The sequence below is a fragment of the Nocardia sp. NPDC057272 genome (assembly GCF_042668615.1).
In the GTDB taxonomy this organism is placed as follows: Bacteria; Actinomycetota; Actinomycetes; order Mycobacteriales; family Mycobacteriaceae; genus Nocardia.
This window is the reverse complement of record NZ_JBHUYK010000055.1, coordinates 1-14435: the sequence shown is the minus strand read 5'-3', so window position 1 is coordinate 14435 and position 14435 is coordinate 1. Positions and strand designations below refer to the sequence as shown.

The 14435-nt window shown below is 67.2% G+C and carries 15 protein-coding genes; 5 read left to right on the top strand and 10 right to left on the bottom strand.

Features of this window, described 5'->3' with window-relative positions:
• Positions 1-39: 39 nt before the first annotated feature.
• The 3 genes from dmpG to ACFULV_RS34680 are packed head-to-tail and all read right to left on the bottom strand — an operon-like array spanning position 40 to position 2817.
• Complete coding sequence (gene dmpG / locus ACFULV_RS34690) at positions 40-1089, bottom strand: 4-hydroxy-2-oxovalerate aldolase (protein ID WP_378664304.1); 1050 nt, start codon at positions 1087-1089, stop codon at positions 40-42.
• Between the two features lie 12 nt (positions 1090-1101).
• Positions 1102-2007 carry an acetaldehyde dehydrogenase (acetylating) gene (locus ACFULV_RS34685; RefSeq protein WP_378631609.1) on the bottom strand — a complete coding sequence of 302 codons (906 nt, stop codon included), beginning with the start codon at positions 2005-2007 and terminating at the stop codon, positions 1102-1104.
• A 24-nt stretch (positions 2008-2031) separates the two neighbouring features.
• Complete coding sequence (locus ACFULV_RS34680) at positions 2032-2817, bottom strand: 2-keto-4-pentenoate hydratase (RefSeq protein WP_378664301.1); 786 nt, start codon at positions 2815-2817, stop codon at positions 2032-2034.
• 173 nt (positions 2818-2990) lie between these two features.
• On the opposite strand from ACFULV_RS34680, the gene kstD reads away from it, so the two are divergent.
• Positions 2991-4694, top strand: coding sequence for a 3-oxosteroid 1-dehydrogenase (gene kstD, locus ACFULV_RS34675; RefSeq protein ID WP_378631612.1), 1704 nt, complete (start codon positions 2991-2993; stop codon positions 4692-4694).
• Between the two features lie 93 nt (positions 4695-4787).
• Positions 4788-5648, top strand: a complete 861-nt coding sequence (locus ACFULV_RS34670) for a MaoC/PaaZ C-terminal domain-containing protein (RefSeq protein WP_378664298.1) — start codon at positions 4788-4790, stop codon at positions 5646-5648.
• A gap of 55 nt (positions 5649-5703) precedes the next feature.
• Here ACFULV_RS34670 and ACFULV_RS34665 read toward each other — a convergent pair whose 3' ends face one another.
• Together ACFULV_RS34665 and ACFULV_RS34660 are read right to left on the bottom strand one after the other, a co-directional pair.
• On the bottom strand, positions 5704-6249 hold the full coding sequence (locus ACFULV_RS34665; RefSeq protein ID WP_378664295.1) for a YdeI family protein: 546 nt from the start codon (positions 6247-6249) through the stop codon (positions 5704-5706).
• A gap of 48 nt (positions 6250-6297) precedes the next feature.
• Positions 6298-6894 carry a TetR/AcrR family transcriptional regulator gene (locus tag ACFULV_RS34660; RefSeq protein ID WP_378664293.1) on the bottom strand — a complete coding sequence of 199 codons (597 nt, stop codon included), beginning with the start codon at positions 6892-6894 and terminating at the stop codon, positions 6298-6300.
• Positions 6895-6925: 31 nt separating this feature from the next.
• Here ACFULV_RS34660 and ACFULV_RS34655 point away from each other — a divergent pair, with 31 nt between their 5' ends.
• Entirely contained in the window at positions 6926-8122 is a 1197-nt protein-coding gene (locus ACFULV_RS34655) for a saccharopine dehydrogenase family protein (protein WP_378664290.1), read from the top strand.
• A 46-nt stretch (positions 8123-8168) separates the two neighbouring features.
• Here the strand turns inward: ACFULV_RS34655 and hsaB are convergent, their stop codons facing one another.
• From hsaB to hsaA, 4 genes are read right to left on the bottom strand one after another with little or no spacing between them, the layout of a single operon-like run.
• The gene (gene hsaB / locus ACFULV_RS34650; protein WP_378631620.1) at positions 8169-8744 is read right to left on the bottom strand and encodes a 3-hydroxy-9,10-secoandrosta-1,3,5(10)-triene-9,17-dione monooxygenase reductase subunit; all 576 of its coding nucleotides are present in this window, start codon (positions 8742-8744) and stop codon (positions 8169-8171) included.
• An 18-nt stretch (positions 8745-8762) separates the two neighbouring features.
• Entirely contained in the window at positions 8763-9668 is a 906-nt protein-coding gene (hsaC, locus tag ACFULV_RS34645) for an iron-dependent extradiol dioxygenase HsaC (protein ID WP_378631622.1), read from the bottom strand.
• Complete coding sequence (gene hsaD / locus ACFULV_RS34640; protein ID WP_378664288.1) at positions 9668-10537, bottom strand: 4,5:9,10-diseco-3-hydroxy-5,9,17-trioxoandrosta-1(10),2-diene-4-oate hydrolase; 870 nt, start codon at positions 10535-10537, stop codon at positions 9668-9670. Before hsaD ends, hsaC begins: the two co-directional genes overlap by 1 nt.
• Positions 10538-10540: 3 nt before the next feature.
• Positions 10541-11704 (bottom strand): 3-hydroxy-9,10-secoandrosta-1,3,5(10)-triene-9,17-dione monooxygenase oxygenase subunit, encoded by a 1164-nt coding sequence (gene hsaA, locus ACFULV_RS34635; protein ID WP_378631625.1) that lies wholly within the window; start codon positions 11702-11704, stop codon positions 10541-10543.
• Between the two features lie 194 nt (positions 11705-11898).
• On the opposite strand from hsaA, the gene ACFULV_RS34630 reads away from it, so the two are divergent.
• Both ACFULV_RS34630 and ACFULV_RS34625 read left to right on the top strand, forming a co-directional pair.
• The gene (locus ACFULV_RS34630; protein ID WP_378631627.1) at positions 11899-13074 is read left to right on the top strand and encodes a Rieske 2Fe-2S domain-containing protein; all 1176 of its coding nucleotides are present in this window, start codon (positions 11899-11901) and stop codon (positions 13072-13074) included.
• Between the two features lies 1 nt (position 13075).
• Complete coding sequence (locus ACFULV_RS34625; protein ID WP_378664285.1) at positions 13076-13498, top strand: hypothetical protein; 423 nt, start codon at positions 13076-13078, stop codon at positions 13496-13498.
• Here ACFULV_RS34625 and ACFULV_RS34620 read toward each other — a convergent pair whose 3' ends face one another.
• Positions 13499-14248: a DUF427 domain-containing protein gene (locus ACFULV_RS34620; protein ID WP_378664282.1), complete on the bottom strand. Its 750-nt coding sequence runs from the start codon at positions 14246-14248 to the stop codon at positions 13499-13501. It abuts the gene before it with no gap.
• Between the last annotated feature and the right edge of the window lie 187 nt (positions 14249-14435).

Below are 14435 nucleotides of genomic sequence, written 5' to 3'. Positions count from 1 at the left end.
GGCAGGATGTCTGCCGGCCCGGTGCTGGGTGGGGAACTATCAGGCGGTGACCGAAGCTTCGCGCTGGAGTTCCAGGGCGATATCGATGAGCTGGTCTTCCTGGCCGCCGACGAGCTTGCGCTTGCCCGCGCGGACGAGCATTTCGGCGGCGGAGACGCCGTAGCGTTCGGCTTGGCGTTCGGCGTGGCGCAGGAAGCTGGAGTAGACACCCGCGTAGCCCATCATCAGGGCCTGACGGTCGAGCAGGCATTCCGACGGCATGGCCGGGCGGACCACGTCTTCGGCGGCGTCGGTGACGGCGAAGAAGTCGACGCCGGTCTTGATACCGAGCTTGTCGCAGACGCCGATGAAGGCTTCGACCGGCAGATTGCCCGCGCCCGCGCCGAAGCGGCGAGCCGAGCCGTCGATCTGGGTGGCGCCCGCGCGCACGGCGTACACCGAGTTCGCCACGGCCAGGCCGAGGTTCTCGTGGCCGTGGAAGCCGACCTGGGCGTCGTCGCTGAGTTCGGCGACCAGGGCCGAGACGCGGTCGGAGACCTGCTCGAGGACGAGCGCGCCCGCGGAATCGACGACGTAGACGCACTGGCAACCCGCGTCGGCCATGATGCGGGCCTGCTCGGCCAGGTTCTCCGGCGTGGTGGAGTGGGCCATCATGAGGAAGCCGACGGTCTCCAGGCCGAGATCACGGGCGTAGCCGAAGTGCTGGATGGAGACGTCTGCTTCGGTGCAGTGGGTGGCGATCCGGCAGATGGACGCGCCGTTGTCCTGGGAGATCTTGATGTCTTCCTTGACGCCGACGCCGGGCAGCATGAGGAACGCGATCTTGGCCTGCTTGGCGGTTTCCGCGGCAGCCTTGATCAGTTCCTGCTCAGGGGTTTTGGAGAAACCGTAGTTGAACGAGGACCCGGCCAGGCCGTCACCGTGGGTGACCTCGATGACCGGGACACCGGACGCGTCGAGTGCGCCGACGATGTCGCGAACCTCGGTCACGGTGAACTGGTGGCGCTTGTGGTGCGAGCCGTCACGCAGTGAAGTATCGGTGACGCGCACATCGAGTTCGCCCGAGAAGGGCTGCAGGATGTTGTTCATGGTCGAATCTCCTTACACCCGAGCTGAGAGGATTTGATCGGCCAGCACATCGCCGACCTTGGTGGCCGCGGCCGTCATGATGTCGAGGTTGCCCGCGTACGGCGGCAGGAAGTCGCCCGCGCCCTCGACCTCGACGAAGATCGACACCTTCGCCAAGCCGCCGGATACCAGCGACGGGTCGTCGAACTGCGGGTCGTTGAGCAGCCGGTAGCCGGGCACGTACTCCTGAATGGACTTCTCCATCCGGAAGATCGACTCGGAGATCGCGTCGCGATCGGCGTCCTCGGGGATGGCGCAGAAGATGGTGTCGCGCATGATCATCGGCGGCTCGGCCGGGTTCAGGATGATGATGGCCTTACCGCGTTCGGCGCCACCGATGGTCTCCACACCCCGGGAGGTGGTCTTGGTGAACTCGTCGATGTTCGCGCGGGTACCCGGACCGGCCGACACCGAGGACACCGAGGCCACGATCTCGGCGTAGGACACCGGGACAACCCGCGAGACCGCGTTGACCATCGGAATCGTGGCCTGGCCACCGCAGGTGATCATGTTGACGTTCGCCGCGTCCCGCAGCGAATCCAGGTTCACCGGGGGGATCACGGCCGGGCCGACGGCGGCCGGGGTGAGGTCGACGGCGCGGATACCCGCGGCCTCGTATTTCGGCGCGTACGCGCGGTGCACGTAGGCGGAGGTGGCCTCGAACAGCAGGTCCGGCTTCTCGTCGAGGGCGAGCAGCCAGTCCGCGCCCTCGGCGGAGGTTTCCAGACCAAGCCCGCGTGCCCGCTTCAGCCCCTCCGAATCCGGGTCGATGCCGATCATCCAGCGCGGCTCGATCTTGTCCGAGCGCAGCAGCTTGTAGAGCAGATCGGTGCTGATGTTGCCGGACCCCACGATCGCGGCGGTGACTTTGCTGGTCACGGTGTACTCCTTGGGAAGTCTGGTTCAGCTGAAACGCAAACGGACGGAACCGAGTCCGGTGAACTCGGCGCGGAAGTCGTCACCGGGGCGGGCGTCGATGGCGCGGGTACAGGAACCGGGCAGCACGATGTCGCCCTTCTTCAACCGCACCCCGAAGGTCGCGACCTTGCGCGCCAGCCACGCGACGGCGATCACCGGATCGCCCAGCACCGCGTCGCTGCGGCCCTCGGCGATGACCTCGCCGTTGCGGGTGAGTACGGCGTCGATGGCCTTGATGTCGATGTCGCCGGGTGCGACGCGTTCTTTGCCGAGCACCCACCCGGCCGAGGAGGCGTTGTCGGCGATGGTGTCGGTCAGGCCGATCTTCCAGTCGTTGATGCGCGAGTCGATGAGTTCGATCGAGGGCGCGTACGCGACGGTCGCGGCCAGCACGTCGGCCTCGGTGCAGTCCTCGCCGGGCAGGTCGGCGCCGAGCACGAATCCGACCTCGACCTCCACCCGCGGCAGCAGGAACTTCGAGGTGTCGACGGGGACGTCCTCGTAGACCTCCATGTCGGCGAGCAGGTGACCGTAGTCGGGCTCGTCGACGCCCATCATCTCCTGCATCGCCTTCGACGACAGCCCCACCTTGTGCCCGACGACCTTCGCGCCGGACCGGAGCCTGCGCTGGATGTTGAGCAGCTGGATCTCGTAGGCGTCGACCACATCGATATCGGGGAACCGGTCGACGAGCGGCGGCACGGCGACGCGCTCGTCTTCGGCGCGGGCCAGTTCGTCGGCGAGATGGGTTCGTACCGCGTCAGGCAGCACGCGGACCTCCTTGGCAGCACGGTCGGAAGGATCTAGACGTCAAAACTGTAACCGGTTTTCCAGTCCAGCATCAGCCGTTCACCTGACAATACAACGCTACATCTGGTGATTTCTGCAACATGTTCTACTGAGTTCTATTTTTATCTGTCCAAACGCCCGGACCCTTCTATAACGTGTTCTACATGAGTGATCGGGAATACGATGTCGTGGTCGTCGGTAGCGGCGCCGCCGGGATGACCGCCGCCCTCGCGGCGGCGCACAAGGGACTGAGCGTTGTGCTGCTGGAGAAGGCCGCGCACTACGGCGGGTCGACGGCCCGATCCGGCGGTGGCGTCTGGATTCCGGGCAACAAGGCGTTGCTCGCCGCGGGCCGCCCCGACGACCGCGAGGACGCGCGCACCTACCTGCACAGCATCATCGGCGACGTGGTGCCCGCCGAGAAGATCGACACCTACCTCGATCGTGGCGCCGAGGCGTTCGACTTCGTCCTCGACCACACCCCGCTGAAGATGAAGTGGGTTCCCGGCTACTCCGACTACTACCCCGAGGCCCCGGGCGGGCTCGGCCAGGGACGCTCGTGCGAGCCGACGCCGTTCAACGGCAAGGTGCTCGGCGCGGAACTGGCCAATCTGGAACCGCCCTACGCCAAGGCGCCGCTGAACGTGGTCGTCATGCAGGCCGACTTCGTGCGGCTCAACCTGATCCGCCGTCACCCCAAGGGTGCGATGCGGGCGCTGCGCGTCGGCGCGCGCACCTACCTGGCCAAGTGGACCGGCAAGCATCTGCTCGGCATGGGGCAGGCCATCATCGCCGCCATGCGCAAGGGCCTGCTCGACGCGGGCGTGCCGGTGCTGCTCAACACCCCACTCACCGACCTGGTGGTCACCGACGGCAAGGTCACCGGGGTCAAGGCCACCGTCGACGGCGAACCGGTCACCTTCACCGCGCGCTACGGCGTGATCCTCGGCGCGGGCGGGTTCGAGCACAATGCCGACATGCGGGCCAAGTACCAGCGTCAGCCGATAACCACTGAGTGGACAACCGGTGCCGCGGCCAACACCGGCGATGGCATCGTCGCGGGTATGGCAGCGGGTGCGACGGTCGGATTCATGGAGGACGCCTGGTGGGGTCCGACGATCTTCAAGGGCGGCAAGCCCTGGTTCGCCCTGGCCGAGCGCAACCTGCCCGGCACCATCATGGTCAACGACCGGGGCGAACGGTTCGGCAACGAGTCCGCCCCCTACGTCGAGGCGGTGCACACCATGTACGGCGGTGAGTACGGGCAGGGCGCGGGCCCCGGCGAGAACGTGCCGTCCTGGCTGGTGTTCGACCAGCGCTACCGCAACCGCTACATCTTCGCGGGCCTGCAACCGGGACAGCGCTTTCCGTCACGCTGGATGGAGAACGACTACATCGTCAAGGCCGACACGATCCAGGAGCTGGCCGAGCGCATCGGCGTGCCCGTGGACAACCTGACCTCGACGATCGAGCGTTTCAACGGCTTCGCCGCCGCGGGCAAGGACGAGGACTTCGGCCGCGGCAACAGCCACTACGACCGCTACTACGGCGACCCGACCGTGAAGCCGAACCCGTGCCTGGCCGAACTGTCGCAGGGCCCGTTCTACGCGGCGAAGATGGTGCCCGGCGACCTCGGCACCAAGGGCGGCCTCGTCACCGATACCGCCGCGCGTGTGCTGCGCGAGGACGATTCCGTCATCGACGGCCTCTACGCCGCGGGCAACACCAGCTCGCCGGTGATGGGCCACACCTACGCGGGCCCCGGCGCCACCATCGGCCCCGCGATCACCTTCGCCTACCTGGCTGTGCTCGACATCGTCGCCAGGAAGACGGCCGACTCGGCGAAGGCGAGCGCATGAGCGTCAGCCCGACGATCACGATCGGCTATCTCGCCGTGCTCGACGTTGCCACGACGGGCTCGGCGGACAAGCCAACACCCACAGGAGAAGACCGTGCCCATTGATCTAGCGACCGCGCTCGGCGCGACTCTGCCCGCGCGCGAGTTCAGTTGGACACCCACCGACGTGCAGCTCTACCACCTGGGCCTCGGCGCGGGCGCCCGCCCGACCGACCCGGCCGAGCTGGCCTACCTCGACGATCGCGCACCCCAGGTGCTGCCCACGTTCGCGACGGTGGCGCCGACCCTCGGCGAAACCGAGCCGCCGCGAGTGAGCTTCCCCGGTATCGAGATCGACCTGGCCAAGGTCGTGCACGGTCACCAGGAAGTGGAGGTGCACAAGCCGATTCCCGCCACCGGCAAGGCGGTCTCGGTCGGCCGGATCGCCGAGATCTGGGACAAGGGCGCCAACGCGGTGATCGTGCAGGAGCACACCGTCACCGGGTCCGACGGTGAACCGCTGTGGACTGTGCGGTCCTCCATCTTCGCCAAGGGCGAGGGCGGCTTCGGCGGCGAGCGCGGCCCGAGCGCCCGCACCGAACTGCCCGATCGCGCCCCCGACGCGGAACTGCTCACCCCCACGTTGCCGCAGCAGGCCCTGCTGTACCGCCTCTCCGGCGATCGCAACCCGCTGCATTCGGATCCCGAATTCGCCCGTGGCGCAGGTTTTCCCGCCCCGATCCTGCACGGGCTGTGCACCTACGGCACGGTATGCAAGGCCATCACCGACGCTCTGCTCGACAGTGACGCGGGCCGGGTCGGCGGTTTCCGGGCCAAGTTCGCCGGCGTGCTCTACCCGGGTGAGACCCTGCGCACCAAGGTGTGGCGCGAGGGCGACCAGTTGATCGCGGTCGTCACCGTGGTCGAACGAGACGATGCCCCTGTCCTCAGCGACGTCGCCCTGCGTATCGCCTGATCTGGACCACTGATCACCAGGTCGCCGGAGCGTGAGAACTCCGGTGGCCTGGTGATCATTTTTCGAGTGCGGCGATCGCTTGGACGATGCGGTCGGCGCGATCGGTGGGGGTGCTCGATTTGAGGACGGGGAGAAACAGCAGGTACCGCTCGGTGCGGGTGAGGGCCCGGTAGGCGGCGTCGGCCTCAGGGGTGAGCGCGGCGAGGAAGTCGGCGGGCGGTTCGGCGGTGCGCTGAGGTTCGTATGCGCCCGCCCAGCGGCCGTCGGCGCACGCCGCTTCGATGGCCGCGAACCCGGCCGGGCGCATCCGCCCCGCGGCGATGAGAGCTTCGGCCTTGGCGACGTTGACCTGCGACCAGGGGCTCCGTGCTCGACGCGGCGAGTATCGCTGCAAGTAGTGGTGGGCGTCGAGGCTGCGGCGATGGCTGTCGATCCAGCCGTAGCAGAGTGCGCCGTCCAGGGTTTCGCTGATCGTCACCGATTTCTCGGGGGCGTTCTTCTTCGAGATCAGCACCCACACGTCGCGGGCGTCGGCGTGGTTCGCCGCCAGCCAGGTGTCCCAGGCTTCGGCGTCGGGGCAGGTGATGAATTCGATGTCCATGCCATCTATCCTCCGACTCAAAGCGCTCACCGAATGAGCACTTTGAATTCACTCCGGTTCGAGTGTCGCCAGTAGGGCGTCGGCGGCTCGGGTGGCCTGCTCGGTCCGGAGGGAATCGACGACTCCTTGCAGGTGAAATGCCCAGTGCGCCTCGAACAGGCACGCGAGCCCGTAAGCGCTGGTCGCGACGCGATCCTCCGGGGCGGCCGGGTACGCGGCGGCGAGCTGTCGCTCCAGTTCGGGTAGCCACCGCTCGGTCCACAGCTCCCGGAGGCTGTGGCGGACCACCTCGTCGCGTGCCGCGAGATTCACCAATTCGCTCCACACCACCAGGTCGTCGCGGGTTCCGTAAGCGCCCGGTGCGAACATCCGTGCCACGCGATCCTCGATCGGCCCCTCGGCGCCCAGCCGCAGTTGCGCGTCACCGTACGCGGCGACGGCTTCGGTGACGAAGGCCCGCATCAGCCCGTCTCTGCTGCCGAAATAGTGCAGCACCAGCGTGCGCTGGACCCCGGCCGCCGCGGCCACTCGCGACAGTGTCGTGTCGGCGAAACCGTCGGTCGCCACGACGGAATGAGCGGCCCGCAGGATCTGACCGATTCGCTCCTTGGCCTTGCTCGGCCGCCCGACTTTATTTACTGTCATGTTAGTCAATATATTCGACGGGGAGGCAGTCATGCGAGTTCTGGCACTGGGCGGGGCAGGGGAGATGGGCAGGGTCGCCGCCCGCATCATGCACGGCGACGACAGCGTGACGGCACTGACGATCGCCGACCGGGACGAAGCCGCGGCGCGCGCGCTCGCCGCCGAACTGGGCGTCACCGCGTGTCGCCTGGACGCCACCGACGGCCCGGCGCTGACCGCGACGATGCGGGATTTCGACCTGGTGGTGAATACCGTCGGCCCATATTTCCGCTTCGGCCCACCGATCCTGGCGGCGGCGATCGCCGCGCGCTGCGACTACATCGACATCTGCGACGATCCCCAGCCGACCATGGACATGCTGGAACTGGACGTGGCGGCGCGCGGGGCGGGGGTGACAGCGCTGGTCGGCATGGGCGCCAGCCCCGGAATCGCCAATCTGCTCGCCGTGCTGGCGGGCCGGGAACTCGACCGGGTCGACTCCGTGGTCACCGGCTGGAACATTCACTCCGCGCACACCGAACCGGCCGGTCCGGGGGCGACCGCGGCCGTGGTGCACGGCATGCGGCAGATCGCCGGTGACATTCCGGTCATCCGCGACGGCGTGCGCGCCCAGCGCCCGGCGCTGGAACGGATGCGCATCGACTACCCGGGCCTCGGCACCGGCGAAGGCCGCAGCTTCGGTCACCCGGAGGCGATCACCGTGGCGCGAGCCTTCCCCGAACTCCGCGACGCGACCACCGTGGTCGTCGGCGACCGCTCGACCTCGGCAGCGCTGCTGGCACTGCGCTGGGTGATGGGCGCTCGCCTGTTGACGCTCGATCAGGCGGCGGCGGTGGCAGCCCGCGTCGAACGACTCCTCCCCGCCGATCCGGCGAAACTGATCACCGCCGGTGGCCTGCCACCGCTGTTCGCCGTCGCGACGGGCCTGCGGGCTGGAGTGGCCGCGACCGCCGCCACGGCGCTGTGTCAGGTCCCCGGTCTGACGATGGCCGACAACACCGGCGTGCCGTTGGCGGTCGCGGCACTGCTGCGAGCGAAGAGCCCCGGTGTCCACACGCCGGAGACCCTGCTCGATCCGCACGAATTCTTCACCGCGTTCGCCCCGCACTGTCTCGGTGCACCGCGTTCGGCCGCGATGACCGTCACCACCCGCAGCTGGGACACCGAGGAGGACAACGCCGCGGCACTGTCGTCCGCGCTGCTGACCGCACTGATCACCGCGAGGTGAGCTGACAACAGTTCACGGCACCGACCGCCTGCTCAGGCTGGTCGATTCACAGCCAGGTGTCGAGGCTGGTGGTGGTGAGGAAGTGGTCGAGGTCGGCGCGCCAGGGGGCGGGAGTGGTCTTGTCCGGCTCGATGCCGGTGTACTGGCCGCGGTAGAACAGCAGTGGACGGCCGCCGGTGGTGGCCGATTCCGAGAGCGCGTGGACCCGGCCGATCACGATGTAGTGGTCGCCGCCGTCGACGACGGAGTCGACCGTGCATTCGATGGTGGCCAGCGAATCATCGATCACCGGAACGCCGAGTTCGGAGGTGTGCCAGCCGACGCCGGCGAACTTGTCGGTCTCGCGTGAGCCGAAGCGCGCGCACGTCGGCTGCTGTTCCTCGGAGAGCACGTTCACGCAGAACTTGCCCGCCGCCTCGATCGCCGCCCACGACCGCGACCCCTTGGTGGGGCAGAACAGCACAAGGGGCGGGTCGAGGGAGAGCGCGGCGAAGGACTGGCAGGCGAACCCGATGGGCTCACCGTCCGGATCGAGCGCGGTGATCACGGTGATGCCGGTGCAGAACTGTCCCAGCACGGTGCGGAACTGCCGGCCGTCGATCGCCGGTATCTGTTCAGTCATGTCCTTCGCCGCCCGTTCCTATTGCTGCTTGAATCCGACAGTGAAGTCGTGACCCCACAGGCTCACCGCGGTCGATTCGCGGGCGATCCAGTCGTGGTCGTCGACTTCCAGTCCTTCACAGCCGAATTCGATGTCGAATCCGCCGGGAGTCTTCATGTAGAAGGACAGCATCTTGTCGTTGATGTGCCTGCCGAGGGTGGCCGACATCTTCACCTTCTTGCGATAGGCGCGGTCCAGACAGAGGCCGACGTCGTCGGAGTTCTCCACCTCGACCATCAGGTGCACGATGCCGGTGGGGTTCGGCAGCGGCAGGAACGCCAGCGCGTGGTGGCGCGGGTTGCAGCCGTAGAAGCGCAGCCAGGCCGGGTCGCCGTCGGCGGGACGGCCGACCATCTGCGGCGGCAGCCGCATGGAGTCGCGCAGCCGGAAGCCCAGGATGTCCTGGTAGAACGCCTGTGCCGCGGCATCGTCGGTGCAGGTGAGAACCACGTGGCCCAGCCCCTGCTCGGCGGTGACGAACTTGTGGCCGTAGGGGCTCACGAAGCGTCGGCCCAGGTACTGCGCGCCGTAGAACGCCTCGAGGGTGTTTCCGGACGGATCCTGGAACCGGATCATGCCCTCGACGCGACGCTCACCGAGCTCTTCCTTGGTGCCCTCGGTGAAGGCGACTCCGGCCTTGCTCAGGGTCTCCCGCAGCTGTTGCAGGCCGGGGCCGTCGGTGACCTCCCAGCCCGAGACCAGCAGCCGGTCCTGCTCGCCGGGAACGATCACCAGTCGCGCGGCGAAATCGTCCATGCGCAGGTAGAGCGCGTCGGGGTCGAGCCCGGTGCCCTCCATCATGCCGAGAACCTTGAGGCCGTACTCGCGCCAGGCCGCCATGTCGGTGGCCTCGATGCGCATGTAGCCCAGGGCGCGGATGCTCATTACTTCTCCCCGAGGAAATCGACGGTGAGCCGGTTGAACTCGTCGAACTTCTCCAGCTGTGCCCAGTGCCCGCAGCCACCGAACACGTGCAGCTGGACGCGCGGGATCACCTTGGTGGCCACGAGCGCGCCGTCGAGGGGGTTCACCCGATCTTCGCGACCCCAGATCAACAGCACCGGCTGACGCAGCTTGTACGCGTCACGCCACAGCATGCCCTTCTCGAAGTCGGCGCCGGCGAAGGACTTGCCCATCGCCTTCATCGCGGCCAGCGATTCGGGGGTGTTGGCGAGGGCGAACCGCTCGTCGATGAGCTCGTCGGTCACCAGGGACTGGTCGAAGACCATGATCCGCAGGAACTTCTCCAGGTTGTCCCTGGTCGGCTCGTAGGTGAACCGCGAGAGCAGCTTCACGCCCTCGGTGGGGTCGGGCGCGAACAGGTTGGTGCTCAGCCCGCCCGGACCCATCAGCACGAGTTTGCCCGCGCGCGTGGGGTGGTCGAGCGCGAACCGCACCGAGGCGCCGCCGCCGAGGGAGTTGCCGAGCAGGTGCACCCGGTCGGTGATCTCCAGGTGATCGAGCAGTGCGAGCAGTGCGTTCGAGCTGTGCACGAAGTACTGGGGGTGGTCGATCGGCTTGTCCGACTTGCCGTAACCGGGCTGATCAGGCGCGATCACGTGATAGTGCTCGGCCAGTACCGGGATGTTGCGGGCGAAGTTCGACCATGCCGAGGCGCCGGGTCCACCACCGTGCAGCAGCACGATCGTCGGCCCGTTGCCCACTCCGGCTTCGTGGTAGTGCAGCTTCAGATCGGGGGTGACCTGCGCGAAGCGTGAGGTCGATTCGTGGGTCAGTTCAGCGGTCCGGGTCATCGGCTACACCATGGCGTCGGTGACGGGCAGCCCGAACTCGTGCGTGCCGTACATGACGTAGGCGCGCTCGGGATCGTTGGCCGCGTGCACTCGCCCGGCATGCGCGTCACGCCAGAAGCGCTGCAGCGGTGTGCCGTTGGCCAGCGCGGTGGCGCCGGAGGACTCGAAGAGCTTGTCGATCGAGGCGATCACCCGGCCGGTCGCGCGGACCTGGTCGCGGCGGGCGCGTACGCGCAGATCGAACGGCACTTCCTGGCCCGCCTGCAGCAGCGCGTACTCCTCGGCGACATTGCCCGAGAGCTGACGCCATGCGGCGTCGATGTCGCTGGCCGCCTCGGCGACGCGCACCTTGGCGAACGGATCGTCCTTGGCGTTCTCGCCGGCGAAGGCCGCGCGCACGCGCTTGCCCTGGTGCTCGACGTGCGCCTCGTAGGCGCCGTAGCCCATGCCGACGATCGGCGTGGAGATGGTGGTGGGGTGGATGGTGCCCCACGGCATCTTGAAGACCGCGTCGGTGTTCTGCTCGAGGCCCGGCGCGCGGCCCTCGCTCATGGCGCGGAAGCTCAGGAACCGGTGCGACGGGACGAAGACGTCCTCGACGACGACGGTGTTGGAGCCGGTGCCGCGCAGGCCGACGACGTTCCAGACGTCATCGATGCGGTAGTCCGAGCGCGGGATCAGGAAGCTGCCGAAGTCGACCGGCTTGCCGTTCTTGATCACCGGACCGCCAAGCACCGCCCAGGTGGCGTGATCGGAACCCGAGGACCAAGCCCACGAGCCGCGCACGATGTAACCACCGTCGACGGCCTGTCCCGCTCCCATCGGCGCGTACGAGGACGAGATGCGCACATCGGTGTCCTCGCCCCACACGTCCTGCTGGGCCTGCTGATCGAACAGCGCGAGGTGCCAGTTGTGCACCCCGATGATGCCCGACACCCAGCCGGTGGAACCACACGCGCTGGCGATCTTGCGCACGGTGTCGTAGAAGACCACCGGGTCGGCCGCGTGGCCGCCCCACTGCTTGGGCTGGAGCAGCCGGAAGAAACCGGTCTCCTGCAGCGCCTTCATGGATTCTTCGGGGATGCGGCGCAGGTCCTCGGCCTCCTGCGCACGCTCACGCAGCGTCGGCAGCAGTGCCTCGACCCGTTCGGTCACTTCTTGCGTCATTTCGGAGCCCGCTCCTGCCCTTGTCGGATCGACAACCGGTTCTTTTCGTCTCTGAGATTAGAACAGGTTCTCATTTCTGTCGAGAAGATCGCCCTACCTCGGATATAACAGGAGTCAACAAGGAAGTTCGCTGGACAACTGGCGTGAAGTGGCTCAGTTTTGTAACGTGTTCTAGTGAACGAGGAGGGTTCGGGATGGCGATCAACCCCAAGGTGAGGGAACTCGATGTCGGTGCACCGCCGACGAGGTTCGCGCGCGGCTGGCACTGTGTCGGCCTGGCGTCGACGTTCCGCGACGGTAAACCGCACGCGGTCGAGATCTTCGGTACCAAGCTCGTCGTGTGGACCGATACCGACGACCAGATCCGCGTGCTCGACGCCTATTGCAGGCATATGGGCGGCGACCTGAGCATGGGAACGGTGAAGGGCGACGACATCGCCTGCCCGTTCCACGACTGGCGCTGGGGCGCCAGCGGAAAGTGCACCGCGATTCCGTACGCGCGCCGTGTTCCGCCGCTGGCCCGTACCCGCAGGTGGACCACGCTCGAGCGCAACGGTCAGCTGTTCGTCTGGCACGACCACGAGGGCAACGAACCGCCCCCGGAGGTCACGATCCCGCATATCGAGGGCCCGTACACCGACGAACAGGGCAATCCGACCGAGACCCACAACAGCGGCTGGACCGACTGGACCTGGGACTCGTTGCTGATCGAGGGCGCCAACTGCCGCGAGATCATCGACAACGTCGTGGACATGGCGCACTTCTTCTACATCCACTACGCCTTCCCGACGTTCTTCAAGAACGTCTTCGAAGGGCATGTGGCGACGCAGTTCCTGGAGACCAAGGGCCGCCCCGACGTCGGCATGGCCGCCAAGCACGGCGGTGACACGCTGCTGAAGTCGGAGGCGTCCTACTTCGGGCCGTCCTACATGATCAATCCGCTGGTGAACATCTACAGCGGGTACGAGATCAAGGTTCAGCTGATCAACTGCCACTACCCGGTGAGCCAGGATTCGTTCGTGCTGCAGTGGGGCCTGAGCGTCGAGAAGCCCAAGGGCATCCCCGACGAGGCCGCGAAGAAACTGGCCGACACCATGGCCAAGTTCTTCGGCGACGGCTTCCTGCAGGACGTGGAGATCTGGAAGCACAAGTCCAAGGTCGAGAACCCGCTGCTCTGCGAGGAAGACGGGCCGGTCTACCAGCTGCGTCGCTGGTACGAGCAGTTCTACGTCGACGTCGCCGAGGTGACCGAGAAGATGACCCAGCGCTTCGAGTTCGAGGTCGATACGACCAAGGCGAATCAGGCGTGGGAGGCCGAGGTGGCGGAGAACCTGCGCCGCAAGGCCGAATCCGAGGAAGCAGGCGTCTGAGATGAGTCCGAGCGAGCCGCAAAGGTCCGGCGATCCGTCGCAGCTCGCTTCGGCGGAGCCCGGGTCGGGCGATTCCCCGCAGCGTGCGGGGCCTCGCCCGACTTGGGCCAAGGCACCTGATTTCGCTGATCAGCCCGTGCGGCAAGCGGCGGTGCGGGCGCAAACCGTGGTCGACAAACAGCACTATCTCGATACCGGTCTGACGCCACTGCGGTGTCAGGCCTGCTCGGCGCAGGTCATGGTGCGCAAGTCGAGCGCACACCAGACTTCGGTGCAGTGGACCGAACGTCCCGACGCGCACTGCCCGGTTTTCGCGCAGTTGGCCGCACACGGTGCCCGGCCGGGCAGGCCGGAATCCTGTCCGTCACTGGAGAAGTCGATCAAATGGGCCGTCGACGAGGGCGTGCTCGAAATCCCCGAGTAGTCAGCCGAACGGTGTGTGCGGGCGATCCTGGCGCACACCGTCGAGGTAGATGTCGACCTTCTCGTTGTAGAAGCACGCCAGGCCGGCGACCTTCTGGCTCTCGGGCAGCGGCGTGCGATAGATCCAGACGATGTCGGCGTGCTCGGTGTCGCCGAGGCGCACATTCCAGTAGTCGGCGGTGCCCTTGTACGGGCAGCTGGTGTGGGTGTCCGACGCGGTCAGCAGATCCATCCGGACATCGGTCAGCGGCAGGTAATACCGTGCGGGCAAACCGGTTTCGAACAGGATCCGGGGCGAATGCGAGTCCGCGACGGTGACTCCGTCGATCTCCACCCGCACGTGCCGGGAACTGCCGAGAATGTCCACGCGCGAATAGGGGTCGCGCGGATGGGCGAAGACCTGCTCGTCTTCCTCGAACCAGTCGAACGCGGCGATGTCGAGCCGCACAGCGTCTTTCAGCTCCGGCAGCGGTGAGTCGAGATAGCGCAGCGCCGCACCGTCGGCGCGCAGACCCTCGACCGCCACGTCGTAACCCGTCGCGTCGCCGCGGCTGGGGGAGTGCTCGGTGATCCCGTTCGGATCGAGGTCTGCGCGCACGTCGGTGAGCGGCACGTAGTAGGTCGGGTAATAGGGGATCTCCCAGACCAGCAGCGGCCGGAGTGTGTCGGCCACCAGCTTCCCGCGCAAGTAGACCCGTACTCGCTTCTGTCCGGTCTCAACCTTGACACGTCCACGTCGGTCCTCGGCCATGCACCAACGCTACCCGAATTCCCAACCCCGAACCCCGACCCTTAGGGAGGGGCCGGACGCGCAGCGGCCGGGTTCGCGGCCGTCCCGTCGATCAGGTGCCGTTGCGTAGGCGACGAAGGAGCAAGCAACGGTGCCCGTTAGACGGGACCGGGGGGGGCGCGCAAAACAGCGCGCCCCCCCCCCCAAA

Excerpts from the sequence above, each read along its gene's own strand:
- hsaD (WP_378664288.1), bottom strand. The coding sequence starts at position 10,537 with ATGACCCGGACCGCTGAACTGACCCACGAATCGACCTCACGCTTCGCG.
- ACFULV_RS34665 (WP_378664295.1), bottom strand. The coding sequence starts at position 6,249 with ATGGACATCGAATTCATCACCTGCCCCGACGCCGAAGCCTGGGACACC.
- ACFULV_RS34620 (WP_378664282.1), bottom strand. The coding sequence starts at position 14,248 with ATGGCCGAGGACCGACGTGGACGTGTCAAGGTTGAGACCGGACAGAAG.
- ACFULV_RS34630 (WP_378631627.1), top strand. The coding sequence starts at position 11,899 with ATGGCGATCAACCCCAAGGTGAGGGAACTCGATGTCGGTGCACCGCCG.
- hsaA (WP_378631625.1), bottom strand. The coding sequence starts at position 11,704 with ATGACGCAAGAAGTGACCGAACGGGTCGAGGCACTGCTGCCGACGCTG.
- hsaC (WP_378631622.1), bottom strand. The coding sequence starts at position 9,668 with ATGAGCATCCGCGCCCTGGGCTACATGCGCATCGAGGCCACCGACATG.
- ACFULV_RS34655 (WP_378664290.1), top strand. The coding sequence starts at position 6,926 with ATGCGAGTTCTGGCACTGGGCGGGGCAGGGGAGATGGGCAGGGTCGCC.
- dmpG (WP_378664304.1), bottom strand. The coding sequence starts at position 1,089 with ATGAACAACATCCTGCAGCCCTTCTCGGGCGAACTCGATGTGCGCGTC.
- ACFULV_RS34625 (WP_378664285.1), top strand. The coding sequence starts at position 13,076 with ATGAGTCCGAGCGAGCCGCAAAGGTCCGGCGATCCGTCGCAGCTCGCT.
- ACFULV_RS34660 (WP_378664293.1), bottom strand. The coding sequence starts at position 6,894 with ATGACAGTAAATAAAGTCGGGCGGCCGAGCAAGGCCAAGGAGCGAATC.
- hsaB (WP_378631620.1), bottom strand. The coding sequence starts at position 8,744 with ATGACTGAACAGATACCGGCGATCGACGGCCGGCAGTTCCGCACCGTG.